The sequence below is a fragment of the Paraburkholderia aspalathi genome (assembly GCF_905220735.1).
Taxonomy (GTDB): domain Bacteria; phylum Pseudomonadota; class Gammaproteobacteria; order Burkholderiales; family Burkholderiaceae; genus Paraburkholderia; species Paraburkholderia aspalathi.
The window spans coordinates 116619-142789 of sequence record NZ_CAJNBA010000009.1 but is presented as its reverse complement, the minus strand read 5'-3'; the positions used below and the strand labels follow the sequence as shown (position 1 = coordinate 142789).

Genomic DNA, 26171 nt, shown 5'->3' with positions numbered 1-26171 from the left:
GCGAGGCGGGCGCAAAACGAGGCGCAAGCAGGCGCGCACGGCGAGACAAAGCCCGTGTGGTCAGTCAGGCGAGACGAAGTGGTGATTTCCCCTGTTGCTGTTGAATGAATTCGAAAATCGAAACGGCCGGGGCGCCGTGTGTCAACGCGAGATGCGCTGGCGTGACATCGGCTGCCTCGGAATGGCATGTCGATGTGGGGATGGGAGGTGCAGCGGAAGCCGGGTCAGTGCCCGGCTTGTAATATTTGGAAAGTATAAACGAGAACGATTCTCGACTGTGCGGGATGAATGGAAAATGTGGGGTTTTTTGCAGGGATTTTCTCGACGAAACGAAAGCAACCGCCGGGAACGCGCGCCGTCGCCAGGAGACGGGCAGCAGCGGGCAGCCGGCATGCAACCCGTCTGGCGCCGCCGGCCCACTGCCTAAAGCTCAATCGGCGTGACGCCGCGCACGTGCGCCGGGGCGCAACATCGAAAGCAGCGGCCAGCCGAGATTCACACCGAGACTCGCTATGACGATCAATGCCATGCCCGCGAGTTGCGCCAGCGACAGCGCCCGCCCATATACAACCGCATCGACCACGATCGCCGTCAGCGGATAGACGAACAGCAGCACGGCGATGATCGGCGTGGTCAGTTTCGGCAGCGCGCCGTAGATCAGCACGTATGACAAGCCCGTATGCAGCACGCCCATGCCGATCAGCCAGAACCACTGCATCGGCCCGATATGCACGGCGGTAAGCGGCGCAATAAACGGCAGGCACACCACGCCGACCGCGCATTGCGCGAGCGTCAGCAGATGCGGCCGCAAATTGCCGAGTCCTTTGGCGATCAGCGTGACGCCTGCATACAGCACCGAGCCTGCCAATGCTTCGCCGATACCGATCAGATAGCTCGTATGCCCCTGCAGATTCGCGGTGGCCGCGACGCCCGAGGCCAGAACAAGCCCGACGAACGCGGTTGCGATCCAGCCGAGCCGGTCGACGCCAAGGCGCTCGTTGAACAGCGCCGCGCCCATCAGCACGACCCAGAACGGCTGCACATGAAACACCACGGTCGCCACTGCGATGCTGGTGCGATGAATCGCATCGAAGAAACCGACCCACTGCGTGACCATCAACACGCCGGAGAACAGCGCAAGCGCGACGGTGCGCCGCGTGAAATGCGCGCGTGTGAAGAAGCCTTTCCACGCGCAATACGCCGCGAGCGAAAGGAAACCGAACAGACAGCGAAAGAACACCAGCGTCAGCGCGCCGAGCCGCGCTTCCTCGACAAAGATACCGAGCGTGCCCATCAAAAGGCCGCCGCTGGCCAGCGTAATGGCGCCTTGTTGACGTTGGGTGAGGGACATGCGAAGCGGCTCCGGAAGTGGGTCACATAAGGGGGTGTCACGAGTATTGCGCGCCTTGCGCGGCATCGACAAACGAATTAAATTGAGCAATTCCATAAGCTGGATTGATAAATCATGCACCCCGAATTCGACGTCGATTTGCTGCGCACCTTCGTCGCGGTGGTGGAAACGGGCAGTTTCACGAAGGCTTCGACGGCCGTGCATCGCTCGCAGGCCGCGGTCAGCATGCAGATCAAGCGGCTCGAAACCATGCTCGGCACCACGCTGTTCGCCCGCAATACGCGCAATCTCTCACTGACGCGGCCCGGCAATACGCTGCTCGAATACGCGCGGCGCGTGCTGGCGCTGCATGAGGAGGCGTGGTCGGCGATCGTGCGGCCTGAGGTGACCGGGCGCGTGGTGCTGGGCGCACCGGACGACTACGCGTCGTCGCTGCTGTCGCCGGTGCTGCGGCGCTTTTCGAATCTGTATCCGCACGTTGAGATCGAGATCGTCTGCGCGCAAAGCACGTCGCTCGCGCCGATGCTGGCGGATAACAAGATCGATCTCGCCTTCGTCACGCGTGACCGCAAATTGCGGGGCGAATTCGTGCGCAGCGAGCCGATGGTGTGGGTGGGGGCGTCGGTGGATACGCCGGTGCTGGCGGCATCACCTTTGCCCGTTGGGCTTTACGAGCCGGGTTGTATCGCGCGGCAGCATACGCTGGCTGCGCTGGACGGCGCACGTATTCGCTATCGGGCTGCGTTTAGCAGCGCGAGTCTGATGGGCTTGGTGGCTACGGTGGACGCAGGGCTTTCGGTGGTCGCACTCACGCGTTGCAGCGTGCCGTCGCGGCTGGCGATTCTCGGCGAAGCGCAAGGCTTGCCGAAGATCGCACCGGTGGAAATCGTGGTAGCGCGCAGCGCCAAATCGGATCGGCCGACGTGCGATTATCTGGCCGCGCAGATGGTGCAGGATTTGTCGCTGCGCCCGCAGGGGCGCGGAGCGGCGGCGTCCGTGTAGTCTCTATCGGCTCGCCTGGCGCGCGGTAGTTTGAAAGCGCGCCGCTCAAGCCCGCGGATAAGCCGTCACCTCGCCATCCACCGCAAGCCTCACGTGTTCGCCCGGCCGCGGCGACAGATAACCCGGCACGCGAGCGCGCACCACGGTCCGCGCGCCGGACTGCAATTGCAGCGCGACACCTGCGTCCTGCCCCTGAAAGATCACCTCCTGCACGACGGCGTCATGGGACGCTACGCCATCCGGCATCGTTTCTTCAGCGCGCAGCAGCCGGATCTGTTCAGGCCGTACCATCACATCGACCGCGCCATTGCCCATCGGCGCGCACAGCGGCAAATCGCCGAGTTCGCAGTCGACGCGATCCTGCTTGACCACGCCAGGCAACAACACCGCTTCGCCGACAAACGAAGCGAGTTCACGTGTGACCGGCCGGCGGTACAGCGTCTCCGGCGTCGCGGTCTGGATCAGCCGGCCGTCCCACAGCACCGCGACCTCATGCCCGAGCGACAACGCTTCCGATTGATCGTGCGTGACAAGAACGGCAGTTGCGCCCGCCGCGGCCAGGGCGCTTGCCACCGCTTGGCGCGTTTCGAGCCGCAAGGCGGCGTCGAGCGAGGAGAAAGGTTCGTCGAGCATCACGAGCGTCGGCGACGGCGCGAGCGCGCGAGCCAACGCCACACGCTGCTGCTGACCGCCCGACAACTGCTGCGGCGCACGCGTGCCGAAGTTCGCCGGCAAGCCGACCAGCTCCAGCAATTCGGCCACCCGATGACGTGCGCGCCGCTGCGTCCGTGGCAAGCCGAACACGATGTTGTCCGCCACGGACAGATGCGGAAACAGCGCGCCTTCCTGCGGCACGTAGCCGATGCGGCGCTGCTCTGAAGGCACATGCAGGTTGTCGCCGACAACGCGGCGGCCGTCGATTTCGACGCTGCCGCTATCCGCGCGTTCGAAGCCGCACAACAGACGCAGCAAGGTGGTTTTGCCGCTGCCGGACGGTCCGAGCAGCGCGAGCAGCGTGCCGCGCTCGACGGAGAGATCGATGCCGTGCAGCACCGGATGGCCGTCGAACGATTTTTGCAGGCCGCGGATACGAAGTTCGCTCATGAAAATCCGATGGAAAAAGCGGGCGAGGGCGCGCGGCGTTCAGCTGCGCTCGCCGAGTAATGCCGATTTGCCGAGCAATGCGAACAGGAGGCCGGAGGCGAACAGCGAAATGCCGGTGAGCAACGCCGCATAGGGCGCGGCGGCGGCGAACGCCATCGTGGACGTGTCGGCCCACACCTGGGTCGCGAGAGTTTGCGTGTCGATGGGAGAGAGCAGCAGCGTCGCATTCAACTCGGTGACGACCGAGATGAACACCATCGCCGCGGCCGCGCCGAGCCCGGGGCCCGCGAGCGGCAACACCACGCGGAACAGGGTCTGCGACCAGGTCAGGCCGAGAGCGCGCGCAGTCTCTTCAAGGCGCGGCTGCGCCTGCATGAAGGCGGCGCGCACGCTCACCAGCGCCACGGGCATGAAGAGCATCGCGTAGGCAATCACCAGCAGCGTCGCGCTTTGATAAAGCGGCTGCAGCGCGTGCACCGCGAGCGACACGATGGCCAGCGCGATCACCAGCCCCGGTATGCCTTGCGCCAGAAACACGGTGCGTTCGAACAGCGTCGCGAAACGCGTCGGATAGCGCACCAGCAGAAACGCGAGCGGCACGACTAGCAGCGTGGTCAGCAATGCGGCGGCGAGCCCGAAACCGAGCGACGAGATCGTCGCGTTGAACAGAAGTTCGGGCGAGACGTCGGCCGGTGTGACGGCGGCCGCGCCCGGTTGCGTAAGCCAGAAGCCGATCATGCCGAGCGGCACACCGAGCGTTGCGATCGCCAGCGCGGCAAAACCGGCGACGACAATCCAGCGCCATACGCCAAGGTCGTAGCGCAACACCGCGCGACGTGTGCCGCGATCGACGCGTTCATAACGTGCCGCACCGCGTACCCGAAACTCGAACGCCAGCACGACGAGGCAGATCACGATCAGCAGACACGCGAGCAGCGAAGCGCCGCCGCCATCGAAACTGGTGCGGTATTCCGCGTAGATCTGCGTGGTAAAGGTGCGAAAGCGCAGCAGCGTAAACGCGCCGAATTCGGATAGCACACCGAGCGCCACCAGCAGCATGCCGCCGAGCAGCGCAGGGCGCAGTTGCGGCAGCACGACGCGAATAAACGTGGTCCAGCGATTGCAGCCGAGCGCGCGCGCGCTTTCTTCGAGCGCCGGGTCCATGCTGCGCAACGCCGCAGCGACGGGAAGATAGACGAGCGGGAAATACGCGGAGCTCAGCACCAGCAACGCGCCATTGAAGTCCTGCAAATCCAGGCTCAGCGACACCCAGGCATAGCTCGAGATAAAGGCCGGCATCGCGAGCGGTGCGGCGGCGAGCACGGCCCAGACGCGACGTCCCGGCAAATGCGTGCGTTCGACAAACCAGGCGGCCGCCGTGCCAACGGCAGCGCAGACGAGCGTGGTCGATACGGTGATCAGCAGCGTGTTGACTAGCAGCTCACCGACCAGCGGCCGGAAGATCAGATCGACCGCTTCGTCGATACCGAAGCTCGCCGCACGCCAGAAGGTAAACGCAATCGGCAGCAACACCAGCAAAGCGCTGAGTGCTGCTGCCGCAAACAAACCGCGCGGCGCGCGCGAACGGGCGCGCGCCGGGGCGGGGGTTACAGCCGGAGGCCCGGCTGACACGGCATCGCTCATTTACAGCAAGCCTGCCTGGCGCAGCAGTTTGCCTGCCTGGCTGTCGTCGCCGAGTTGCTGGATCGTCAGCGCCGGCGGGCTCAGTTCAGTGAAGGGCTTGAGGATCGGGTCCGGTGCGACGCCTGCGTGCAGCGGATACTCGAACATGACGTGGCTCTTCGCCATCAACTCCTGTGCGCGTTCGCTGACCAGATAGGCCAGAAACTTCTGCGCGCCGTCCGTGTTGTGGGCCGACTTCAGCACCGCTGCACCCGATACGTTCACCATCGCGCCGGCGTCGCCGTTGCCGAAGTGATAGATCGCGCTGCGGGTTTTCGCATCGCCGAGTTCGGCGTGCAGACGCGCCCAGTAGTAGTTATTGATGATGCCGGTCGCGACGCCGCCGCGATTGACGGCTGCCACCACGCCTTCGTCGTCGTCGAAAATCTGCGAGTTGGCTTTCAGACCCTTCAGCCATGCGACGGTTTGCGCTTCGCCCTTCAACGCGAGCACGGCGCTCACCAGCGGCAGGAAGTCACTGTCGCTCGGCGCGATGCCGACCTTGCCTTTCCATTCAGGCTTGGCCAGGTCAAACAGCGATTGCGGCAGTTGCGATGCCTGCACCTTCGTCGTGTTGTAGGCCAGTACGCTTTCGCGCGCGGTCACGCCCACCCATGCGCCGGTCGGCGAGTTGAAGCGCGCCGGCACGGTGGCGAGCGTCGAGTCGTCCACCTTGTTCAGCAGGCCTTTCTCTTCGAGCAGCATCAGCTCAGGCGAATTTTCCGTGAAATACACGTCGGCAGGCGTCGCTGCGCCTTCCGCGACGATTTGCGCGGCCATTGCCGGACCTTCGCCGTTGCGGATCTTCACCGAAATGCCGGACTGCTTTTCGAAGTCCTTCGCGAGCAGATTGACGACCTGTTCGTGCTGCGCGTTGTACAGCGTGATCGATGCAGCGTGGGCCGTCGACGGCACCGTTGTGAGCGCTGCCAGCGTGAGGGCGGCGGCGCTGCTGACGAGGCGCAGGCGGGTGCCAAACCAGGAATGAGCCATGATCCTAAAATCCGTTAGAGATGTTGTTGTTAGTCTTCGAAGCGCCGCCAGCCTCATGGCCGGCGGTTTACTGCGGCCTGCATTACGTCTCGAACAGCCCCGCGCCGATATAAGAACCCGGCTTCGCGCCCGGCGGCACTGCGAACACCGCGCTGCCTACGTGCGTCGTGAACTGGTTCATCATGTCGAACTTCGCGAGCTTGTCGTTGATCGGAATGAAGCCGGTACGCGGGTCGCTCTGGTGAGCCACGAAAATCAGCCCCGCGTCGTATTCGGTTTCCTGACGCCATGGCGGCCAGCGCTCGATGTAGAAGTTCGTGCCGTCGTTGTACGAATAGGAGCGGCGCAGAATCTGCGCGCCGTTGTTGCTCGCCTGATTCGACAGACGCACATGCGAGTTCTCCGGAATCACCGGATTGCCGTCCTTGTCCTCTTCCTTCAGGTTCACCGGATCGAACTCGTTCTTCTTGCCGATCGGCGCGCCGCTGTACTTGTGGCGGCCGAACACCTGCTCCTGGAAGTCGACTTCGGTGTTGTCCCAGTGTTCGAGCGTGATGCGGATGCGCCGTACCACGGTGTAGGTGCCTCCTTCCATCCAGGGTGCGTCGGCGGTGGCGCCGGCCCAGACGAATTCGTTCATTAACTGCGGTTTCGCGGTCGACGGATTGTTGGTGCCGTCCTTGAAGCCCATCAGATTGCGCGGCGTCTGACCGCGCGGACCGGACAGGAAACCGGATTGGCCCCAACGCATCGCTGCGGTGCCGTACGCGAGACGCGCCAATTGCCGGACCGCGTGAAACGCGACCTGCTGATCGTTCGCGCAGGCCTGGATAAACAGGTCGCCGCCGGTTTTTTCGGCGATGAGCTGGTCGCCGTTGAAGCGCGGCAGATCGACGAGCGCGGCGGGGCGGCGCGAGGCCAGACCGTAGCGGTCTTTGCCGTCCTTCGTGAACAGACCTGGGCCGAAACCGAACGTGATCGTCAGGCCGCATGGGCCGAGGCCGAGCACGTCGCCGGAATCGGGCGCGGCTTTGGCGTTGGTCGGGCTGTAGGCCGTGTCGTTCGCCTTGGCGTCAGCCTTGGTTTCGACCTGCGTATCAATCTTGGTGTCGGCCAGTGCCGTTTTCGCAGCCGCGCCAGTCGGCAGTGGTCCGGCCGTGGCGCCTTGCGTCAGGCGCGCGGCGGCGTCGGTCCAGGCACGCAGCAGCGCGATCACGTCTTCGCGTTTCTCGGTCGTCAGATCGAGCGCGGCAACGTACGTGTGACTCTGCTGCGGCGTGACGATGCCGCCTTGATGCAAGCCGTAGAACGGCTCGACCGCCGTCTGCGGATCGGCACCGTGCGCCGGCGTCTTACCGAGCGCGGCCTGGGCGACGCCGGTCGCACCGAGGCTCGCGCCCGCTGCGACCGCGGCACTGCCGGCCTTCAGAAAACCGCGCCGTGAGGGCCGCGGGGGGTGATCGTTTGCCATGGTTCCTTCACCTTCATTTGGCCGTGGGGATGCCAGGGTTGCGTTCCGGCTCGTTGGCCGGATCTGCGTCCGTCTTTGCTGCTTTTACTTCGCGAGCACCAGGGTGTTCACGTCGTCCTGCACGTAGTAGAAACCGTCGCCTTCAGGCGTCATTGCGAGACCGAACAGATCGCCGTTGCCCGGGGGCGATTGCGCCTTGTCGGTGTCGATCCAGCGCGCGTAGATCTGCTTGCCGCTGGCCGGGTCGATTTCGACGATCTGGCCGTTCAGCGCGTTTGTGACGAGCAGGTGGCCGTTCGGTGCGGTGACCATTGCGAGCGGGCGGTGCAGCAGACCATCGGCGGTCAGTTGGCGGCCCACGCCCGCGCTGGTGTCGCGCGTCATCGGTTCTTCGATTTCGGTGATGCGGTTGCCGATTGCATCGGAGACGTACAGCAGTTTCTGATCGTTCGAGAGCGCGAGTCCGGTCGGACCGACGAGGAACACGCCCTTATCGGCCTGCGCGCCGAAGCCGCTGCCCACCACGGTTTCCTTCTTGACGACCGGCGGTTTGCCGGCCGGCACGTCGAGGTCCAGACGCAGCACGGTGGCCTGCTTGAACACCGGCGGATTGCCGTTCGCGCCGCCCACGCCGAAGCCGGCGTTGCTGACGAACAGCGTCGCACTCGTGCCGTTGTCGACGACCGCCATGTTGCCCCACGGATCGTTGATATTCGGGCTGCTGATGGTCGAGGCAACCTTGCCGTTCGGATCGATCACGATCAGGCAGCCGGCGCCTTTGGTGCCGGTGGTGCCGTCATTGCTCGGCGTGCTGCCGACGATCACGTAGCCCGACTTGAGCATCGTCATCGCGGTCGAGAGGCCGATGCCGCCCGGGCATTCCTTCAGATCGCGCGGCACCGTGGCGAACACCGTCATTTCCTTGGTGTCCGGGTGGTAGTTGATGATCGTGCTGCCAGTGCCCTGCAGATTGGTCGAGTTATTGAAGTTGCCGACCAGGACGTCGCCTTGCTTGACGGTGCCTGCCGTGACCGGAGCGACCACCACCGCGTACGGATTCTGGTCGCCGTTCCCCGGCACGGTGTTGATGAGCGTGGTGTGATGCTTGACGGTTTCGAGGAAACCTTGCGGCTCGGCGTGTGCGACACCAGCCGTCGCGAATGCGGCAGTGCTGACTGCGGCGGCGATCAGGGCGCGCGCGGCGCGCGGCGAAAACTTGCGCGTGGGATTGTTCATGAGTGAGCCTCGGTGCCTGCGCACAAAGCGGTAGTTGCGGTCATGATCGAAAGCATGGGATTCGATGGGTCTTGAACGTGTGTGGTGATGGCGAACGGCATCAGAACGTAATGTTGGTCCGCACGCCGATGACAAACGTGTTGCGCAGCGGCTGCGTCGGATCGCTCGGGTTCTGGCCGGCTCCGGCATTGAACGTGTATTGCGCGTCGGCCTGCAGTTGCCACCACGGGTTGACCTGATACTGGTAGGTCGCTTCGAGCGTGGTTTCACTGGTGCGCACGCCGTAGGGGCCGCCGCTGAATGCCAGGTTATCCTGATCAAGACCATTCGCGTGGTTGCCGATCTTGATGTAGGTGAGCGCGATGCCCGCGCTGTCGTTGTCGCGGCCGGCGAACGGCGCCTTCAGCACGATGCCGAGGTTGGCCGCGACACTCACCAGGTTGCGGTCGCCGGGCGCGCCCATCACGCGCGCGAACACGTTGAGGCTGCGCGCTTCGTCCGGATCCGGGCGCCAGATCATCTGGTCAGCGACCGCGTAGAAGCTATAGTCGCCGTGATGATTCTGCGCGACGCCGGTCGACGCCGGGTTCGCGAGCGAGAGGCCGGTGTTGTCGAAACGCTGATCGGCGAAGCTGCCGTTGTTGTACCAGAGCCCGAGCTTGTAGGTGCCGGGCAACCCGCCGCCGCTCGCGCTGACCATTTCGCCGTCGGCCGGCTGGTTGATCGCGTACTGCAACTCGCCGATGAACAGCGTGCCGTTGTGCAGATTGAAGTTGGTGCCGCTCTTGTTGTTCGGGTTGTTGCCGAGCGGATCGCCGTCGAATACGCCGGCGAGCGCCGTCAACGAAGGCGTGATCTGTCCGCGCACGCGCACACCGAGGTCGGCCAGCGGATAAGCGGGACCGCCGGACGGCATGTCGTAGGACGGCAGGGCAGGCCAGCCGAACATCGTGTTCACGAACAGCGCCGAATTCGTGCTGGTGATGAATTCCTGGTCGATACTTTGCTGACCTACCTTGACGTCGATGCGCTTGTTCAGGAACGACTGCTGGTACCACAGCTCCCACAGGCGCGTGGTGTCCTGGGCCTCGATACCGCTCGCCGTATTCAGCGTGCCGAGCTTGTTGGCGCTAAGGTTGGCCCCGTGGATCTGCAAGGCGCTGACGTTGAACAGGCCGCCTGGCAAACCGAACGCCTTTTGCGTATCCATCTGAACGGTCGCCGTGGTCAGGCCATCGTAGTCCGCACCGCGCGCGAGACCGCCGCGTACATTGGCGAGCACTTCGCTGGTTTCCGTGAGCGCGAACGTCACACCATATTTGCCCAGCCAGGGACGCAGACCGCCGATGTCGCCGAGCATCGTCGGGCGATTCCAGAAGCCGGTCCATTGATTCGTCTGTGTCGCCTTGATGTTCAGGTCGGCTTCGGGCGCTTCCGGCGCGGCATCGGGATTGGCTTCTGCCATGGCTGCGCCGGCGGTCAACGAGGCCCACGCGAAAGCCGTGCAGAGCGCGACGCGGCGCAAGGAAGGCAAACGCGAACGGCGGGTGGCGCTGCCGCGCATGACGGAGTCGTGAAGCGAACGCGCCTGAACGGCGGGCTCGACGGAGTGAGCGAACTTCATCGAAATCCTTGTTTGTGTTGTATCGACTGATCTGACTATCGCGGCGCTACGTCACCATGGGCCTGCGATGTGCCGCATCGGTTCGCGACGCCTGATGCGGCAGATGGCGAGATCGTACGCATGCGGAATAGGTGCGTCAACACAAATGAGAACGATTCGCATCAATATTACGAGGATGTAATTTTGAGCTTTACGTACTGCTGCTAAAGGTTCTTTGGGTGTAAATAAAACAGAATGAAAACGTAATGATTTAGTATGGTTTCCGCCATATGGAGCCAGTGCCGGGACCCGGGTCCTGGGCTGATAGCAAAAGACGCTATGATCATCTTCCGAAGCCGCGCCTTAGCGCGAAAGCCTTGAGTGCCTAAGTGCCGGGCGCGCAAAACCATACCGGGACGACACCGATGTCACACACAGTGAATCTGGAAAACTATTTCACCCGCATAGGCTACAAAGGACCTCGCGCGGCGACGTTGGAAGTGCTCCAGGAACTCCACCAGCTGCACCCCAGAGTGATCCCCTTCGAGAACCTGAATCCGCTCACACGCCGCGCGGTGAAACTGGATCTCGAATCAGTCGAACAAAAGCTGATCACGCAAAAACGTGGCGGCTATTGCTTCGAGCAGAACGCGCTCTTCGCGAACGTCCTGACGCAGTTAGGCTTCAACATAACGCCCCTGTTAGGCCGAGTTCTGTGGGGCCGCGAATCCGGTGCAATCCCGCCTCGCACGCACATGGTGTTGCGCGTCGACATCAAAGACGAAGCATGGATCGCCGACGTCGGTTTCGGCAGCGTGACGTTGACGGCGCCGCTGCGCCTGATCGCCGGCACCGCGCAGCCGACGCAACTGGGCACGTTCCGCCTTGCCGACGCATCGCACGACGCGCTCTACCTCGAAGTCCAATCCCGCGACGACACGTGGGCCCGCGTCTACCGTTTCGACCTGCACCCGGTCGAGTGGATCGATTACGAAACTTCGAACTGGTACACCTCGACCGCACCGGATTCCGTCTTCCTGAATCATCTGATCGTTTGCCGAGTCCTGGCGGAGTCGCGGCTGACCTTGCTCGATGACCAACTGAACGAACGCGCCGCGGACGGTCAGGTCATCAGCGAACGGCAGCTTAAAAGCGCGGACGAACTCGCAACCTGCCTGCGTGATCAGTTCGGTCTGAACACGGGCGACATCGACATGGCAGATGTATTCGGACGGGTGCGCTCACCCGCGGCGGCTTCCGTCTGAGACGGCCGCGTATAAACGCACGTCAACAGCCACCAGCGGGCACGAACCAGCCATGATCACGCGCCTTGTCCTGCAAACCACAGCCTGGCTGGTATGCATGGGCGCGCTGCTGTTCGGCGCCGCGGGTACGCTCGCGTGGCCCGCCGGCTGGTGGTATCTGATCGAGACCGGCGGGCTGAGTTTGTGGGTCGGTTTCTGGCTGCTGCGCCACGATCCCGGTTTGCTTGCCGAGCGTCTCGCGCCGATCGTTCAGGCGCAACAAAGCCGCTGGGACCGCTACTTTATGATGGCTGTGGCGGTGATGTGGAGCGCCTGGCTCGTCCTGATGGCGCTCGACGCAATGCGCTATCGCTGGTCGGCGCCGCTGCCAATCTGGCTCGTGAGCCTCGGCTCGCTGTGCATTCTTGTCTGCATCTTCATGTGCCTGATCGTCTTCCGGGCCAATAGCTATGCCGCGCCCGTGGTGAAGATTCAGGCCAGCCGCGGTCATAAAGTTATCGACACCGGCCCCTACGCCTTTGTCCGTCATCCGATGTACTCGGCCGCGCTGCTGTTGTTCATCGGCACGCCCTTGCTGCTCGGCTCGTGGTGGGGGCTTGCCTGCGTGCCGTTACTGGTGATCGGCATTGGCTGGCGGGCCGTGCGCGAGGAGCGCGTGCTGGCGGCGCAACTCGAGGGCTACACCCACTACACCACGCGCGTGCGTTACCGCTTCGTGCCGTTCATCTGGTAGGGCGCGCCATGCGCCAATTCGGAGCGCGTTCGCTCCTTTCACACCAACCTGTCTAGACAAAGCGCACCACGCTGGCGCACCCGGCGCTGGTCGCCGCATCGTCTTTGCCCTTTCAAAACTCCCTTAAAAGCCTTATCGCACGGCCTCTTATAGGGGCTTACCCGATGATTTCGACGATTTCGAAGAAATCCTCTTGCGATCGCTTTTTGACTCATGCAAGCTTGTCTATACAAATTAGACGGCAGTAAAAATCCAGCTCGACGGTTTCCTCAATCAAAGGAGTTTCGACGTGAAAGTGAAGCGCACGACGTTAGCAAAAGCATTGATGGGCGCCGTGCTCGGCGCCGCGACAATTTTCGCGGCCCCGGTGCAGGCCAAAGACTGGAAGACGGTCACGATCGCGCTGGAAGGCGGTTACGCACCCTGGAACCTGACCTTGCCGGGCGGGAAGCTGGGCGGCTTCGAACCTGAGCTGGTCGCCAATCTGTGCGAGCGCATCAAGCTCCAGTGCAATCTCGTGGCGCAAGACTGGGACGGCATGATCCCCGGTCTGCAAGCCGGGAAGTTCGACGTCCTGATGGACGCGATCTCGATCACGCCGGAACGCGAAAAAATCATCGCGTTCTCGAAGCCGTACGCCGCCACGCCGGCCACGTTCGCCGTGACTGACGCGAAGGTGCTGCCCAAGGCCGCGCCGACCGCTGCCGTCGTCAAGCTGTCGGGCGATCCGAAAACCGATCAACCCACCGTCGACGCCTTGCGCAAGCAGCTGAAGGGCAAGACCATCGGCATTCAGTCGGGCACGGTCTACACTAAATTCATCAACGATGGCTTCAAGGACGTCGCGACGATCCGCGTCTACAAGACCTCGCCTGAGCGCGACCTCGATCTGGCCAACGGTCGCATCGACGCCTCGTTCGACGACGTGACTTACTACGCCGCCAACATCGACAAGAAAGAGACCGCATCGATCGTGATGGCCGGTCCGAAGATCGGTGGTCCGATCTGGGGTCCGGGTGAAGGCCTCGCGTTCCGCAAGCAGGACGCCGACCTGAAAGCGAAGTTCGATACCGCGATCAGCGCCGCGCTTGCTGATGGCACGGTCAAGAAACTCTCCGCCAAGTGGTTCAAGACCGACGTCACGCCTTGATTCGCCTGAGCGTTCAGAAGTAACGGCAGGCGCGGCGTGAAAGCCGCGCCCGTCGGCTGGTTCGATCCGCCGTAATGGATGAGGGGTAGGGAATGGCTCTGATAGAGATGCTCGGCTTCGGGCCGGAAGGCTGGGGCGGCGTGTTGCTGCTTGCAGCGTTGATGACGGTCGCGCTTACGCTGGCGGCGCTCGCGGTCGGCGCGGTGTTCGGCGCACTGATTGCGGCGGCCAAGCTGTCGCGGTTTCGCACGCTGCGCGTGCTCGGCGATGCGTACACCACCGTGTTTCGCGGCGTACCTGAGCTGCTCGTTATCTATCTGTTCTATTTCGGCGGCTCGACGCTCGTGACCACGATTGGTCAATGGTTCGGCGCGGACGGCTTCGTCGGCGTGCCGCCGTTCGTGATCGGCGCGCTCGCGGTCGGCATGATTTCCGGCGCGTACCAGGCCGAGGTGTATCGCTCAGCGGTGCTCGCGGTATCGCGCGGCGAACTCGAAGCCGCGCGTTCGATCGGCATGCCCACCATGACGATGGCGCGCCGCATTCTGATTCCGCAAGTGCTGCGTTTCGCCTTGCCGGGCATCGGCAACGTCTGGCAATTGAGCCTGAAAGATTCGGCGCTAATTTCCGTCACGGGCCTGGCCGAACTGCTGCGCGCCAGCCAGGTGGCGGCGGGTTCGACGCATCAGTACTTCACGTTCTTCGTGGTGGGCGGCGCGCTGTATCTGCTGATGACCAGCATCTCGAACCGGGTCTTCAACCACGCCGAAGCGCGCGTTGGCCGATCCTTCAAGCGCAACTTCGCGCGCAACTGACGGGGACCGGACATCATGCATTTCGACTTCGATTTTCTTCTCGACACGCTGCGGCAACTGATCGCGGCTGTGCCGACCACGCTCGGGCTGTTCTTCTGCTCGTTGATTCTCGGCGGCTTGCTCTCGCTCGTAATCGTCACGATGCGCGTGTCGCCGCACTGGCTGCCGAACCGCTTCGCGCGTGCTTATATCCTCGTGTTCCGCGGCTCGCCGCTGTTGATCCAGATGTTCCTCGTCTACTACGGCATGGGCCAGTTCGGCGTGATTCGCGAGAGCTTCCTGTGGCCGGTGTTGCGCGAGCCGTACATGTGCGCGGTTTTATCGTTGGCGCTGTGCACCGCCGGATATACCGCGGAGATTATCCGTGGTGGTTTGATGGCCGTGCCGGTCGGTCAGATCGAAGCGGGCTATTCGATCGGCTTGTCGGGTTTCGCGCTGCTGCGCCGCGTGATCGGGCCGATTGCGCTGCGCCAGTGTTTGCCTGCGTACTCGACCGAGGCCGTGCTGCTTGTCAAATCCACCGCGCTCGCTAGTCTCGTCACCGTGTGGGAAGTGACTGGCGTCGCGCAGCAGATCATTCAGCAAACGTATCGCACCACGGAAGTATTCATCTGTGCCGCGCTGATCTATCTGTTCCTGAATTTCGTCATCGTGCGTTTGCTCGGCTTCCTCGAAACGCGCCTGTCGCGCCATCTGCGTGCGGCGCCCGCGCAAAGCACGCCGAACCGGCCGGTTTCGTCCACGACCGAAGCACGCCGCGCCGCGCCCTGAACGAACGCATATCTTGCAGAATCTGGAGAATCCCATGAACGCTACGGCACCTGTTGCACTGTCGGTCAAGAACATCCATAAGTCGTTCGGTGACCATCACGTGCTCAAAGGCATTTCGCTCGACGCCCATCAAGGCGACGTGATTTCGATTCTCGGCGCGAGCGGCTCCGGCAAGAGCACGTTCCTGCGCTGCCTGAATCTGCTCGAAACGCCGGATGACGGCTCGGTGGCGCTCGGCGGCGAAGAGCTGAAAATGAAGCGCCGCGGCGACGGCAAGCTGCAACCGAGCGACCGCCACCAGGTGGACCGGGTGCGCTCGCAACTCGGCATGGTGTTTCAGAACTTCAACCTGTGGTCGCATATGACCGTGCTGGAAAATCTGATCGAAGGGCCGATGCGCGTGCAAAAGCGCAGCCGCGCCGAATCGGTTGAAGAAGCGGAAGCGCTGCTGGCGAAGGTCGGTCTCGCGGAAAAACGCGGCCACTATCCGGCACATCTGTCCGGCGGTCAACAGCAGCGCGTAGCGATCGCGCGTGCGTTGGCGATGCATCCCAAGGTGATGTTGTTCGACGAACCGACCTCGGCGCTCGATCCCGAACTGGTCGGCGAAGTGCTGCGTGTGATGCGCTCGCTCGCCGAAGAAGGCCGCACGATGCTGGTCGTCACGCACGAGATGGGTTTCGCGCGCCATGTGTCGAATCGCGTGATGTTCCTGCATCAAGGCCAGGTGGAAGCTGACGGTACGCCGGACGAAGTGTTCGTCGAATGCAAGTCGGACCGCTTCCGTCAATTCGTGTCGAGCCACCAGGATCGCACCACGAACTAATCGATCAGCTTTGACTGGTTATCACTTCGTTACTTCACCGCACAGAGCACTATCATGGCCGTGATCCGTTCCGATCGTCCTCTCGACTGGGTTCAGGTGGCGGCGATCGCCGCCGGCGAACCGCTCGAGCTTTCCGCCGATGCCCGCTCGCGTATCCGTGCGGCACGCGTGCTTGTTGAACAGATCGTCGAGCGCGGGATTCGCGCGTATGGCGTGAATACCGGCGTCGGCGCGTTGTGCGACGTGATCGTGTCGCCGTCCGAACAGCGCACGCTGTCGCGCAACATTCTGATGAGTCATGCAGTAGGCGTTGGCGCGCCGCTCGGTGTTGCCGAGACGCGCGCGATCATGGCCGCGGCCGTCAATAATTTTGCACACGGGCATTCGGGGATTCGACTCGAAGTCGCGGATCAGCTGGTCGCGCTGCTCAATGCCGATTGCCTGCCGGAAGTGCCGGCGTTCGGTTCGGTGGGTTACCTGAGCCATATGGCGCATATCGCGCTCGTCTGTATCGGCGAGGGGCATGTGCGCTATCGCGGTGAGCGTCTTAAGGGGCGTGACGCGTTGCAACTGCTCGGCCTTGAACCGTTGGTGCTCGAAGCGAAGGAAGGTTTAAGCCTTATCAACGGCACGCCGTGTGTGACAGGTCTCGCCGCGTTGGCGCTGGCGCGCGCCGCGCGTCTACTTGACTGGACTGACGTGGTCGGCGCGATGAGCTTCGAGAATCTGCGTGGTCAACTCGCGGCCTTCGACGAAGACTCGCTGGCGCTGCGCATTTCGCCGGGCTTGAACCTGGTCGGCGAACGCATGCGTACCGCGCTCGCCGATAGCGGCATTCTTGCTGCGGTGGCCGGCCACCGCACGCAAGATCCACTAAGCATGCGGACCATTCCGCACGTTCATGGCGCCGCGCGCGACGTGCTCACCGGGACCGCCGACGTGGTCAACCGCGAGCTCGCATCGATTACCGACAATCCGATCGTCGCCGGCACGCCGGAAAACCCGCGCGTCTATTCGCAGGCGCACGCGGTGGGGGCGTCGATCGCACTGGCGATGGACAGTCTCGCCACCGCAATCGCACAAGTCGCGGCGATGGCCGAGCGGCGCCTCGACCGTCTCGTCAATCCGCTCGTGAGCGGCTTGCCGGCGTTTCTCGCGGAGCCGGGCGGCACCTGTTCGGGCTTCATGATCGCGCAGTACACGGCGGCCTCGCTGGTCGCGCAGAACCGACGCCTCGCGATGCCCGCGAGTCTCGATGGTGGCATCACATCCGGTCTGCAGGAGGACCACCTGTGCCATGCCACGCCCGCTGCGCTGAAAGCGTTGGAGATCGTCGACAACGCCGGGCGCATCGTCGCCATCGAATTGCTGGCGGCGGCGCAAGCCTACGATCTGCAAAGCATCGACGCACCGCGCGCACCGCACACGGACGCACTCTGGCAACGCATCCGTCGCGCCGTGCCGACGTACCGCGACGATCGGCCGCTTGCTGACGACATGAGCATCGCGTTTCGCATCATCGCCGATGAAACGCCGCCGCCGCTGCCAAACCCGGGTACTATTCGGCCCGGGCCGGAAGCTTCAGTCAACGGCAACGGCGCAGCGCTTGCCGCATTGGCGAACGTGACGAGCGTGGGCGCCACAGGCAAGCTTGGCGCCGACGCGGCGGCCAACGACGGCCGCGCCACTGCCCACGCAGGTTGACGACGCTCGTTGCTGCAATGGCGTGGCCGGCTCGAATGGATGAATCAGATAGATGGATTCGGATTGATGGAGACAGAGCCGGTGAGCGGGCTTACCCGCCGGTGAACCGGCCTAACGTGTACCACCCGCGTACCACCCACGAGGTCGACGTGAACACTATTACAAACGCGCAAACCGCAGACACGCAGGACCGCCCGGGTCGCACCGCTGAGACACCGGCCAAGGCGATGCCCGCCTATGAGCAGATCAAGCGCTATGTGATCAGGCGCATCAGCGAGGGCGACTGGAAGCCGGGCGGCCTGATCCCATCAGAAACGGAATTGGTTAAAGAGTTCGGCGTCGCGCGCATGACGGTATCGCGCGCGCTGCGTGAGCTCACCACCGAACGCGTGCTGACGCGCGTGCAAGGTTCCGGCACGTTCGTCGCGCCGCAGCGCTACGAATCCACGGTACTGGAAATCCGCAATATCGCCGACGAAATCGCCGCGCGTGGCCATCGCCATTCCGCGCGCGTGCTGACGCTCGAACCCAGCGACGATCCGCACGCGCTCGAAGCACTCGGCCTCGCCAGCGGCCCGGCGTTTCACTCGTGCATCGTGCACAGCGAAGAGGGCGAGCCGATCCAGTACGAAGATCGCTACGTTAATCCGAAAGTGTTCCCCGAGTACCTGGAGCAGGATTTCACCATCGAGACACCGAACCACTACATGGTGCGGCTCGCGCCGATCCAGCGCGCGGAGTTTCGTATCTATGCGCAGAAGCCCGACGCGTATGTGCGGCGGCATCTGATGATGGATATCGGCGAGCCTTGCCTGCAGTTATGGCGCCGCACATGGGTCGGTGACGATGTGGCGACGTCGGTGCAACTGTGGCATCCGGCATCGCGTTTCCATCTGGCGGGCAACGTGTGAGTGGCAGGAGGCGGTCGAGGGCACGGCGGCGTGCGCGCCGCTAGCCCTGGCGCTGCGACAGATCCGGCGTAAATCGGCAACCCAGCCGATACCGCGACCCCGGATGTACGAAACGCGCGAACGTGACCGCAACGCCGCTCGTCCATGTGCGGCGCATCAACGTCAGACACGGCTCATCGGCACGAATTTCCAGCCACTCGGCTTCGGCGCGCGTCGGCAGACCCGCGTCGACGACATGCTCGACGTCGTGCGCCGGCACGGTCTCGAACAGATACTCGGACGGCCTTGCCGTGGAGAAATCCTGCTTCAGGAAGTCCGGCGCCGTGACCGGATTGACGTAACGGTCTTCGAGCTGCACCGGCAGGCCGTTCTCGCGATGCACGCAAATCACATGAAACACGGATGCGCCGGGCGCAAGCCCTAAAGCGTTCGACACCGTCACCGGTGCCGTTTCGCGTTGCGAGAGGACGGTGTCGTAACTGTATTCGTGACCCCGCGAGCGGATCTCATCGCCGATATGGGCGATCATCAGCAACGTCGATTGCGGCTTCGTTTGCGCGACGAACGTACCGACGCCGGACACGCGGGTGACGAGGCCTTCATCGGCGAGTTCGCGCAGCGCGCGGTTCACTGTCATGCGCGACACGCCTAACGTCGCGACCAGGTCCAGCTCTGACGGCAGACGGTCGCCCGCTTGTCGCTCGCCCGATTCGATGATCTGGCGGATGTGATTCTTGACCTGTTCGTAGCGGGCAGCCGGTGCATCAGTTGCCACGCGCGCGGTTTTCATCGCCGCGGCGGGCGGGGTGTCGTGAGCTTTGCTGCGGACGGTAGAGGACATCGGCGGCCCTTGCGCTACAGTCCGTTTGAACTGCATGAGTCAGCCGAATCGAGAGGGCATCGGCGCAAGTTCATACCGGCTCCGCATCATCCGGACCGCGCGCCCAGAAGGCGTTGCGGTCAAAGTAGTTTTGCAGGAACTGCCGCAAGCGCGGCTGCCCGGCATCGTGAAAGACTTCGCGTGGCTTGCCTTGCACGGCGATGCGCCCCTGATCGATGAACATGACCTTATCGGCGACCTGCGCGGCAAAGCCCATTTCGTGCGTGACGACAGCCATCGTCATGCCGTCGCGCGCGAGCTGCTTCATCACTTGCAATACTTCGCCGACCAGTTCGGGATCGAGCGCCGAGGTCGGCTCGTCGAACAGCATGATGTGCGGCTCCATTGCCAGCGCGCGGGCAATGGCAACGCGCTGCTGCTGGCCGCCCGAGAGTTTCGACGGGTAGGCGTCCCCCTTATGCGCGAGGCCAACGGTTTCCAGCATCGCATTGGCGCGGCGGCGTGCTTCGTCGCGTGACAGACTGCGCACGCGCAGCAACGCTTCCATCACATTGCCGAGCGCCGTCATATGCGGCCACAGATTGAATTGCTGAAACACCATGCCGACGTTGCGCCGCACGCGATTGATCTCGCTTTGCGACGCTCGCACGCGTTTTCCATTGCGCTCGCTGTAACCGAGCAGTTCGCCTTCGATGCGCACGTCGCCCTGATCGTAGGTTTCGAGCGCGGCGAGGCAGCGCAGCAGCGTGCTCTTGCCCGAGCCCGACGGGCCGATGATGCAGACCACTTCGGAGCGGGCGATCTCGAGATCGACGCCGCGCAGTACTTCGACTTCGCCAAAGCGTTTCTTCAGGTCGCGCACTTCGATCAGCGGCGCGCCGGGCGGCGTATCGAAAGCAGCGGTGGAAGTGGAGGACGGCATGTCGGCGATAGCGTTCATAAGATGGTCCGGATTCCGTTCATGCCATGAAGCGCGCGATGCGGGTTTCGGCCCACATGCCCGCGCGCGAGGTCAGTTCGACCAGCGCGAGATAGCACACGCACAGCACCAGCAGCGTTTCGACAAAAGCGAAGGTGGCCGAGCCGATGCCGGTCAGCACGAAGGTGAGCTCGGGGACGGTGACGATCGACAGCACCGCGGTTTCCTTGCTCAGCACGATAATCAGATTGGTCAATGCAGGCACGATCAGCACCAGCATTTGCGGTACCTGAATGCGCAGGACGGCTTGCCACCGGGTGAGTCCGAGACAGGACGCCGCTTCGAGATGACCCGGCGGCACCGATTGGAAACCGGAGCGGAAGGCTTCGGCGAAATACGCGCTGCCGTATAGGCCCAAGCCGAGCACACCGGCTGTCATCGGTTCGAGCGTGAGGCCGAAAGACGGGCCGCCGTAGTACAGCAAAAACAGCTGCACCAGAAATGGCGTGCCGCGAAACAGTTCGATATAGAAGCGCAATACGCCGCGCACCCAGCGTCCGCAAAATAGCTGCAGCACGGCGATGAGAAAGCCGATCAGAATGCCGATCGCGACGCCCGCGGCCCAGGTGCCGAGCGTGGTCGCAAGACCGGCGGCAATCGGCTGCAGGTTGTGCGTGATGACGGTGGGGTCGAGCTTTTGCATGGCCTATTTCAGTCTCGAGCTCAAGGTGGGTCAGGCGTGCTGCAAACGGTATTCGGCGGCATGCGCGACGAGCGCCAGCGTGCCGCAGATCACGAAATAAATCAGCCCGGCCGCGACGTAGGCTTCGAGCGGCCGATAGGTGCTGGCCGCGATGTTCTGCGCAGTGCGGGTCAACTCGGCCACGCCCACCACCGAAATCAGCGACGAAGCCTTGATCAGCAGCACCATTTCGTTGACGAGCGAAGGCAGCGTCAAGCGAAACGCCTGCGGCACCAGAATGCGCCGCAGCATATCGAACGGTGACAGTCCGAGCATGCGTGCGGCTTCGAGATGACCCGGCGGAATGCTGAGAAACCCACCGCGCAGAATCTCGGCGATATAGGAGGCGGAACACAGCGACACGGCGCTGATCGCCGCGACGATGGGCGATACATTGATCCCGGCGAACGGCAGCAGGTAATACACCAGCAGCAGTTGCACCAGCATCGGCACCCCGCGAAAAAAGAACACATAGGCGCCGCCGAACATGCGCGCCCAGCGCTTCGGGGAGAGACGTGCAGCACACACGCCGATCGCGACGAAGAAGCCGATCAGGAGACCCGTCAGCGAAATGCCGATGGTAGCGAGCGCCGCATGCAGCAGCAGCGGCAGGCCCTGAAGGAAGACGGTCGTGCTGAACATAAGAGCCGCACTCGCTAGATCAGTGCATTAATAGTTCGGCGCCGGCATTGTTGTCGGCGCATCCATTGCGACCCCGAACCACTTTTTCTGCAAGGTCGCGAGGCGCCCGTCGTTGTGCATTTTCACGAGCGCGGCGTTGAAGGCATCGGCGAGCGGCTTGCTGTCCGCGTCTTTACGCAGGCAGTAAGCAAAGTACACCTTTGCGCCGAACGGCGGCTGCACTACGGCGAAGGTTTCAGGACGTTGTTTGGCGACGTACGCGATGTTGGTCATCGAGTTCGCGACCGCTGCGATGCGGCCGGCGGCGAGATCGGCGTAGGCTTGATTGTTGTCGACGTATTCGCGGATTTCAGGCGGCTTCGGCAAAGTGGCGACGTAAGCCTTCAACTGATCGAGCTGGGCCGAGCCCTTGCCCGCGCCGACCGTCTTGCCGGCGATATCCGACGATTGCTTGACGGCGGAGTCGTTGGCGCGCTTGAGCAGCGCGTCGGTGGCGTCCGCGATCGGCAGCGTGTACGTGTAGCGTTCCATACGCGCCTTCGTAACCGTCAGCGGGCCGCCCACCATATCGAACTTGCCGGCTTCGAGACCCGGCAGCACGCTCGGCCACGGCAGGTCGATGAAGCGAACCTTCACGCCCATTTCCTTGCCGACCTCGGCGAACAGGTCCTTGTTGAAGCCCGCTTGCTGGCCGTTCTCAAGGAAGTCGAACGGCGCGAACTGCATCTCGGTGCCGACCACCAGTTCGCCTGCTTTCTTTACTTTGGCGAGTTGGTCTTCCGCGTGAGCGGTGACGCTTGCCGCGCACAACGCCAGCATAACCAAACGACACTTCCAGCCTGCAAGGATGCTCATGGGATTCTCCGGTTGGCAAAGCGGTGTCGCGCGAAAGCGGTTCGTCAGTAGGGACCGGCGCGAGTCATGCGTTGCAGTATATACCGCAGTTTTCGCGCGAAATAAATAAACTCGCGAGTAGAGAAAAGCCCTTACGTGAAGGCGTGCAAAGCAACTTGCGGGTCCGCTTTTGGCGGTATATACAACTGGAATGCGCGAGGCACGCGAACCTGTCGCGAACGATTCATCAGCCTCTTTCGTCAGTTGAATTGACTAGCCCACCAGGGAGCAATGCAATGCCCGTGACCCGCATTCCGATCATCGACCTTGCCGGCGTGCGTGCCGGCGACCCGCAGGCTTTGACGCGAGTAGCGCACGAAATCCGCGAAGCGTGCACGACGATCGGCTTCTTCTACATCATCAATCACGGCGTGCCGCAAGCGGCAATCGATGCGGCCGAACAGGCGGCCCGTACGTTCTTTGCGTTTCCGGTGGAGACGAAGCGGCGCGCGGCGGTCAATCAACGGCATCGCGGTTTCAACGCTCTCGGCGACGCCACCATGTATCAGGCCAAGCGCCCCGACTACAAGGAATTCTTCAGCATCGGCCTGGAGTTGCCTGAGGACGATCCCGATGTGAAGGCGGGACAGGCGCTGCGAGGGCCGAACAACTGGCCGGATTTCATGCCGGAGCTGCGGCCTGCGCTCTACGGTTATTACGAAGCGGTCGCTGCATGCGGCGCCGACCTGTTGCGTGCGGTGGCCGTGAGTCTCGGCGTCGACGAACATTTCTTCGCGCCGCGCTATACGAAGCGGATGCAGCGCACGCAGATGGTCTACTACCCGCCGCAGCCGCCCCAATCGGACGCGGATCAGTTCGGCGTCGCACCGCATACCGACTACGGCTGCATTACCCTGCTGTGGCAGGATCGGGTGGGGGGCTTGCAGGTGCGCGAGATCGCCAACGATACGTGGGTCGATGCACCGCCGATCGAGGGCAGCTTCGTGGTGAACGTCGGCGATCTGCTGGCGCGTTGGACCAATGACCGCTTCCGCTCCACCTTGCATCGCGTGATCAATGCGTCGGGGCGCGAGCGTTATTCGATCGCGACGTTCTACGATCCCACGTACGGTGCAACGGTCGATCCGCGCGAACTCGGTACGAGCGATGCCGAACTCAAGTACCAACCGGTCGCAGCGGGTGACTACATCCTCGGGCGAATCAACGATTCGATGGGTTATCGCAAGAAAGCGGCAACTGAAGGCACGCAAGGAACCCCTGCATGACAGATAACAGTTTGGCAAACGGCGCAACCCATACCGCAGCGCCGCTTTCCGCGACGCTCGACGCGCTGCGCGCCGCGCTCGGCGCCGACGCGGTGCGCATTGGCGAGCAGATCGGCGAACACGCGATGACCGATTGGACCCGCCACGACCCGACGCGTCCCGCCGCGCTGCTTTTGCCGCGCAGCACGGAAGAAGTCTCGCGTGCGCTGGCCATTTGTCACGCAGCGCATCAACCGGTGGTGCCGCAGGGCGGCATGACCGGTCTCGCGGGCGGCGCGATTGCGCGCGCGACGGATATCGCGTTGTCGCTGGAACGGCTCACCGGCGTCGAAGAAATTGACGCCGCGTCGGCCACGCTAACCGTGCGTGCCGGCACGACCTTGCAAACCGCGCAGGAAGCCGCCGCCGAAGCGGGCTTCGAACTCGCACTCGATCTGGGCGCGCGCGGCTCGTGCCAGATCGGCGGCAATCTGGCGACTAACGCGGGCGGCAATCGCGTGATCCAGTCGGGCACCGCGCGCGATCAGGTGCTCGGTCTCGAAGTCGTGCTCGCCAACGGCGACGTGCTGACTTCACTCGGCAAGATGGTCAAGAACAACACCGGCTATGACCTCAAGCACTGGTTCATCGGTTCGGAAGGCACGCTCGGTGTGATCACACGCGCGGTGTTGCGGCTCCATCCGCCACGCGCGGCGCGCCACACGGCGCTCGTCGCACTCGACGATTACGCCGCCGCCGTGAACCTGCTGCGCCGCCTGTCGACGCGCTTTGGTAACGACATCGGCGCGTTCGAGATCATGTGGCCGGATTTCTATGATTTCGGCGTGAAGCTGACGGGCACGCGCTCGCCATTCGCCGATTCGCACCCGCTCTATGCACTGATCGAACACGCGAGTTTCGACGCAAGTGACGACGGCGAACGCTTCTCCGCCGTGCTGACCGAAGCGCTCGATTCAGAAGCGATCCGCGACGCCGTGATCGCGCAATCGGTGGCCGACGTGCGGGCGCTATGGGCGATTCGCGAATGCACTGCGGAGTTTCCGGTGCGGCTCGATCCGATTAACTTCGACGTGAGCTTGCCCATCGGCGAGATCGGCGCTTTCGTCGACCGTTGTCGCGCGGCGCTCGATCAGCGCTGGCCAGGCAACGTGTCGTATTTCTTCGGCCATATCGGCGATTCGAATCTGCATCTCACCGTCGACGGCCATTCGATTCCCGGCGTCGAGCATCACGCGGTGTATGCGTTCGTCTATGAGATGCTGGGGCCGTTGCGCGGTTCGGTATCGGCGGAACACGGGATCGGCTTGCTCAAGCGCGAGTTCTTGTCGATCTCGCGCTCGCCTGCTGAATTGGCTGCGATGGCCGCCATCAAACATGCGCTGGACCCGCACGGCATTCTGAATCCGGGCAAGTTGTTCTGAACAGGGTGTGCCGCGCGCCAGCAGCTCGCGCGCGTAACGCGCGGCTACGCCCTGGCAGTTTCGTCAATGCGCTGCGACGGAATCCATTCCGGTCGACGTGACTGCGGGTTGCGCAGCGGGCGAGGCGAGATAGTCGAGCAGCGCCTTCGCCTCTTTCGGATGCTCCGCGCCCACCGGGATGCCCGCGGCATACCGCGTCACGGATTGCACCGACTCAGGAATCTTTCCGACGAAGGTGACGCCCGGCACCGGCAGCACTTCGCTGACCTGCTGGAATCCTACTTCGTAATCGCCATTGGCGACCACCGAGGCGACCGGGATCTTCTGAATCCTCTTCGCCTTGGCTTTCACCTGATCCTCGATGCCGAGCTTCCTGAAGAGCTCGCGCTCGATATAGACACCGCTCGCACTGTCCGAGTAGGCGATCGATCTGGCGTGGAGCAAGGTCTCTTTCAGCGCATCGACGGAGCCGATATCCGGTTTCGGCGCACCGCTACGCACGACCATACCGATGCGGGAATCGGCGAGCTCGACGCGCGATCCGGGAATCACCTTGCCTTGCTTGATCAGATCGTCGAGCGCGTAGCCGACCATGATGACCACGTCCGCGTGCTCGCCGCGGTCGAGCCGGTTCGGAATGGCTTCAGGTGATTTGCCCATCGAGGGCCCGAGTATGGTATCGAGCGTATTGCCCGTCGACGCCGTAAACTTGGGGCCGAGCAGTTTATACGCGGCGGTAAAGCCACCCGAACTCATCACGCGGAGTTCGGCGGCCTCCACGTGTGCCGTTGCAACGGTGCCGGCCAGCAGCCCGGCGGTCAACAAGGTCTGAAAGAAGGTTTTCATCCGGATAAGCGTGGCAGTCTGA

Annotated in this window: 24 protein-coding genes; 11 read left to right on the top strand and 13 right to left on the bottom strand. The window is 63.2% G+C overall.

The window, feature by feature from the left end:
- Positions 1-430: 430 nt before the first annotated feature.
- A complete protein-coding gene (locus tag KHO30_RS33890) occupies positions 431-1351 on the bottom strand; it encodes a DMT family transporter (protein WP_093646358.1) in 921 nt (306 codons plus the stop codon).
- A 114-nt stretch (positions 1352-1465) separates the two neighbouring features.
- Between KHO30_RS33890 and KHO30_RS33885 the strand changes: the two genes are divergently transcribed.
- Entirely contained in the window at positions 1466-2353 is an 888-nt protein-coding gene (locus KHO30_RS33885) for a LysR substrate-binding domain-containing protein (protein ID WP_211703518.1), read from the top strand.
- Positions 2354-2398: 45 nt separating this feature from the next.
- Here KHO30_RS33885 and KHO30_RS33880 read toward each other — a convergent pair whose 3' ends face one another.
- From KHO30_RS33880 to KHO30_RS33855, 6 genes are all read right to left on the bottom strand, one after another.
- Positions 2399-3457, bottom strand: a complete 1059-nt coding sequence (locus KHO30_RS33880) for an ABC transporter ATP-binding protein (RefSeq protein ID WP_211703517.1) — start codon at positions 3455-3457, stop codon at positions 2399-2401.
- A 39-nt stretch (positions 3458-3496) separates the two neighbouring features.
- On the bottom strand, positions 3497-5101 hold the full coding sequence (locus KHO30_RS33875) for an ABC transporter permease (RefSeq protein ID WP_211703516.1): 1605 nt from the start codon (positions 5099-5101) through the stop codon (positions 3497-3499).
- A complete protein-coding gene (locus KHO30_RS33870) occupies positions 5102-6133 on the bottom strand; it encodes an iron ABC transporter substrate-binding protein (protein ID WP_211703515.1) in 1032 nt (343 codons plus the stop codon).
- An 82-nt stretch (positions 6134-6215) separates the two neighbouring features.
- Positions 6216-7604, bottom strand: a complete 1389-nt coding sequence (locus KHO30_RS33865) for a Dyp-type peroxidase (protein WP_211703514.1) — start codon at positions 7602-7604, stop codon at positions 6216-6218.
- Positions 7605-7688: 84 nt separating this feature from the next.
- Entirely contained in the window at positions 7689-8840 is a 1152-nt protein-coding gene (locus KHO30_RS33860; RefSeq protein WP_200575109.1) for an NHL repeat-containing protein, read from the bottom strand.
- 100 nt (positions 8841-8940) lie between these two features.
- Positions 8941-10464, bottom strand: a complete 1524-nt coding sequence (locus KHO30_RS33855) for a carbohydrate porin (RefSeq protein WP_211703513.1) — start codon at positions 10462-10464, stop codon at positions 8941-8943.
- 404 nt (positions 10465-10868) lie between these two features.
- Here KHO30_RS33855 and KHO30_RS33850 point away from each other — a divergent pair, with 404 nt between their 5' ends.
- The 8 genes from KHO30_RS33850 to hutC (KHO30_RS33815) all read left to right on the top strand — a co-directional run bounded on the left by KHO30_RS33850 (position 10869) and on the right by hutC (KHO30_RS33815) (position 18618).
- Positions 10869-11708, top strand: coding sequence for an arylamine N-acetyltransferase family protein (locus tag KHO30_RS33850; protein ID WP_093646452.1), 840 nt, complete (start codon positions 10869-10871; stop codon positions 11706-11708).
- A 52-nt stretch (positions 11709-11760) separates the two neighbouring features.
- Complete coding sequence (locus KHO30_RS33845; protein ID WP_211703512.1) at positions 11761-12441, top strand: methyltransferase family protein; 681 nt, start codon at positions 11761-11763, stop codon at positions 12439-12441.
- 325 nt (positions 12442-12766) lie between these two features.
- Positions 12767-13591, top strand: a complete 825-nt coding sequence (locus KHO30_RS33840) for a transporter substrate-binding domain-containing protein (RefSeq protein ID WP_234486923.1) — start codon at positions 12767-12769, stop codon at positions 13589-13591.
- A gap of 92 nt (positions 13592-13683) precedes the next feature.
- Positions 13684-14406, top strand: coding sequence for an ABC transporter permease (locus tag KHO30_RS33835; protein ID WP_054040266.1), 723 nt, complete (start codon positions 13684-13686; stop codon positions 14404-14406).
- 15 nt (positions 14407-14421) lie between these two features.
- Positions 14422-15177, top strand: coding sequence for an ABC transporter permease (locus KHO30_RS33830; protein ID WP_093646381.1), 756 nt, complete (start codon positions 14422-14424; stop codon positions 15175-15177).
- A 34-nt stretch (positions 15178-15211) separates the two neighbouring features.
- Positions 15212-16003: an ABC transporter ATP-binding protein gene (locus KHO30_RS33825; protein WP_211703511.1), complete on the top strand. Its 792-nt coding sequence runs from the start codon at positions 15212-15214 to the stop codon at positions 16001-16003.
- 54 nt (positions 16004-16057) lie between these two features.
- A complete protein-coding gene (locus tag KHO30_RS33820) occupies positions 16058-17707 on the top strand; it encodes an HAL/PAL/TAL family ammonia-lyase (protein WP_211703510.1) in 1650 nt (549 codons plus the stop codon).
- Positions 17708-17934: 227 nt separating this feature from the next.
- Positions 17935-18618 (top strand): histidine utilization transcriptional repressor HutC, encoded by a 684-nt coding sequence (gene hutC, locus KHO30_RS33815; protein WP_200655097.1) that lies wholly within the window; start codon positions 17935-17937, stop codon positions 18616-18618.
- A gap of 40 nt (positions 18619-18658) precedes the next feature.
- Here the strand turns inward: hutC (KHO30_RS33815) and hutC (KHO30_RS33810) are convergent, their stop codons facing one another.
- The 5 genes from hutC (KHO30_RS33810) to KHO30_RS33790 all read right to left on the bottom strand — a co-directional run bounded on the left by hutC (KHO30_RS33810) (position 18659) and on the right by KHO30_RS33790 (position 22617).
- A complete protein-coding gene (hutC, locus tag KHO30_RS33810; RefSeq protein WP_093646386.1) occupies positions 18659-19459 on the bottom strand; it encodes a histidine utilization transcriptional repressor HutC in 801 nt (266 codons plus the stop codon).
- A 70-nt stretch (positions 19460-19529) separates the two neighbouring features.
- Positions 19530-20399, bottom strand: coding sequence for an amino acid ABC transporter ATP-binding protein (locus KHO30_RS33805; protein ID WP_280530043.1), 870 nt, complete (start codon positions 20397-20399; stop codon positions 19530-19532).
- A 19-nt stretch (positions 20400-20418) separates the two neighbouring features.
- The gene (locus tag KHO30_RS33800; protein ID WP_054040254.1) at positions 20419-21081 is read right to left on the bottom strand and encodes an amino acid ABC transporter permease; all 663 of its coding nucleotides are present in this window, start codon (positions 21079-21081) and stop codon (positions 20419-20421) included.
- 30 nt (positions 21082-21111) lie between these two features.
- Positions 21112-21762 (bottom strand): amino acid ABC transporter permease, encoded by a 651-nt coding sequence (locus KHO30_RS33795; RefSeq protein WP_054040252.1) that lies wholly within the window; start codon positions 21760-21762, stop codon positions 21112-21114.
- A gap of 27 nt (positions 21763-21789) precedes the next feature.
- Positions 21790-22617 carry a transporter substrate-binding domain-containing protein gene (locus KHO30_RS33790; protein ID WP_093646392.1) on the bottom strand — a complete coding sequence of 276 codons (828 nt, stop codon included), beginning with the start codon at positions 22615-22617 and terminating at the stop codon, positions 21790-21792.
- 275 nt (positions 22618-22892) lie between these two features.
- Here KHO30_RS33790 and KHO30_RS33785 point away from each other — a divergent pair, with 275 nt between their 5' ends.
- Both KHO30_RS33785 and KHO30_RS33780 read left to right on the top strand, forming a co-directional pair.
- Positions 22893-23882 (top strand): isopenicillin N synthase family dioxygenase, encoded by a 990-nt coding sequence (locus KHO30_RS33785; protein WP_211703509.1) that lies wholly within the window; start codon positions 22893-22895, stop codon positions 23880-23882.
- Positions 23879-25303, top strand: a complete 1425-nt coding sequence (locus KHO30_RS33780; RefSeq protein WP_211703508.1) for an FAD-binding oxidoreductase — start codon at positions 23879-23881, stop codon at positions 25301-25303. Before KHO30_RS33785 ends, KHO30_RS33780 begins: the two co-directional genes overlap by 4 nt.
- Positions 25304-25366: 63 nt before the next feature.
- Here KHO30_RS33780 and KHO30_RS33775 read toward each other — a convergent pair whose 3' ends face one another.
- The gene (locus KHO30_RS33775; RefSeq protein WP_211703507.1) at positions 25367-26149 is read right to left on the bottom strand and encodes a substrate-binding domain-containing protein; all 783 of its coding nucleotides are present in this window, start codon (positions 26147-26149) and stop codon (positions 25367-25369) included.
- Positions 26150-26171: the final 22 nt, after the last annotated feature.

Bases quoted from the DNA above. Each gene is read 5' to 3' on its own strand.
- KHO30_RS33790 (WP_093646392.1), bottom strand. From the start codon at position 22,617: ATGAGCATCCTTGCAGGCTGGAAGTGTCGTTTGGTTATGCTGGCGTTG.
- KHO30_RS33830 (WP_093646381.1), top strand. From the start codon at position 14,422: ATGCATTTCGACTTCGATTTTCTTCTCGACACGCTGCGGCAACTGATC.
- KHO30_RS33870 (WP_211703515.1), bottom strand. From the start codon at position 6,133: ATGGCTCATTCCTGGTTTGGCACCCGCCTGCGCCTCGTCAGCAGCGCC.
- KHO30_RS33865 (WP_211703514.1), bottom strand. From the start codon at position 7,604: ATGGCAAACGATCACCCCCCGCGGCCCTCACGGCGCGGTTTTCTGAAG.
- KHO30_RS33775 (WP_211703507.1), bottom strand. From the start codon at position 26,149: ATGAAAACCTTCTTTCAGACCTTGTTGACCGCCGGGCTGCTGGCCGGC.
- hutC (WP_093646386.1), bottom strand. From the start codon at position 19,459: ATGTCCTCTACCGTCCGCAGCAAAGCTCACGACACCCCGCCCGCCGCG.
- KHO30_RS33785 (WP_211703509.1), top strand. From the start codon at position 22,893: ATGCCCGTGACCCGCATTCCGATCATCGACCTTGCCGGCGTGCGTGCC.
- KHO30_RS33800 (WP_054040254.1), bottom strand. From the start codon at position 21,081: ATGCAAAAGCTCGACCCCACCGTCATCACGCACAACCTGCAGCCGATT.
- KHO30_RS33880 (WP_211703517.1), bottom strand. From the start codon at position 3,457: ATGAGCGAACTTCGTATCCGCGGCCTGCAAAAATCGTTCGACGGCCAT.
- KHO30_RS33875 (WP_211703516.1), bottom strand. From the start codon at position 5,101: ATGAGCGATGCCGTGTCAGCCGGGCCTCCGGCTGTAACCCCCGCCCCG.
- KHO30_RS33860 (WP_200575109.1), bottom strand. From the start codon at position 8,840: ATGAACAATCCCACGCGCAAGTTTTCGCCGCGCGCCGCGCGCGCCCTG.
- KHO30_RS33825 (WP_211703511.1), top strand. From the start codon at position 15,212: ATGAACGCTACGGCACCTGTTGCACTGTCGGTCAAGAACATCCATAAG.
- hutC (WP_200655097.1), top strand. From the start codon at position 17,935: ATGCCCGCCTATGAGCAGATCAAGCGCTATGTGATCAGGCGCATCAGC.
- KHO30_RS33780 (WP_211703508.1), top strand. From the start codon at position 23,879: ATGACAGATAACAGTTTGGCAAACGGCGCAACCCATACCGCAGCGCCG.
- KHO30_RS33890 (WP_093646358.1), bottom strand. From the start codon at position 1,351: ATGTCCCTCACCCAACGTCAACAAGGCGCCATTACGCTGGCCAGCGGC.
- KHO30_RS33845 (WP_211703512.1), top strand. From the start codon at position 11,761: ATGATCACGCGCCTTGTCCTGCAAACCACAGCCTGGCTGGTATGCATG.
- KHO30_RS33795 (WP_054040252.1), bottom strand. From the start codon at position 21,762: ATGTTCAGCACGACCGTCTTCCTTCAGGGCCTGCCGCTGCTGCTGCAT.
- KHO30_RS33805 (WP_280530043.1), bottom strand. From the start codon at position 20,399: ATGAACGCTATCGCCGACATGCCGTCCTCCACTTCCACCGCTGCTTTC.
- KHO30_RS33820 (WP_211703510.1), top strand. From the start codon at position 16,058: ATGGCCGTGATCCGTTCCGATCGTCCTCTCGACTGGGTTCAGGTGGCG.
- KHO30_RS33850 (WP_093646452.1), top strand. From the start codon at position 10,869: ATGTCACACACAGTGAATCTGGAAAACTATTTCACCCGCATAGGCTAC.
- KHO30_RS33855 (WP_211703513.1), bottom strand. From the start codon at position 10,464: ATGAAGTTCGCTCACTCCGTCGAGCCCGCCGTTCAGGCGCGTTCGCTT.
- KHO30_RS33835 (WP_054040266.1), top strand. From the start codon at position 13,684: ATGGCTCTGATAGAGATGCTCGGCTTCGGGCCGGAAGGCTGGGGCGGC.
- KHO30_RS33840 (WP_234486923.1), top strand. From the start codon at position 12,767: ATGGGCGCCGTGCTCGGCGCCGCGACAATTTTCGCGGCCCCGGTGCAG.
- KHO30_RS33885 (WP_211703518.1), top strand. From the start codon at position 1,466: ATGCACCCCGAATTCGACGTCGATTTGCTGCGCACCTTCGTCGCGGTG.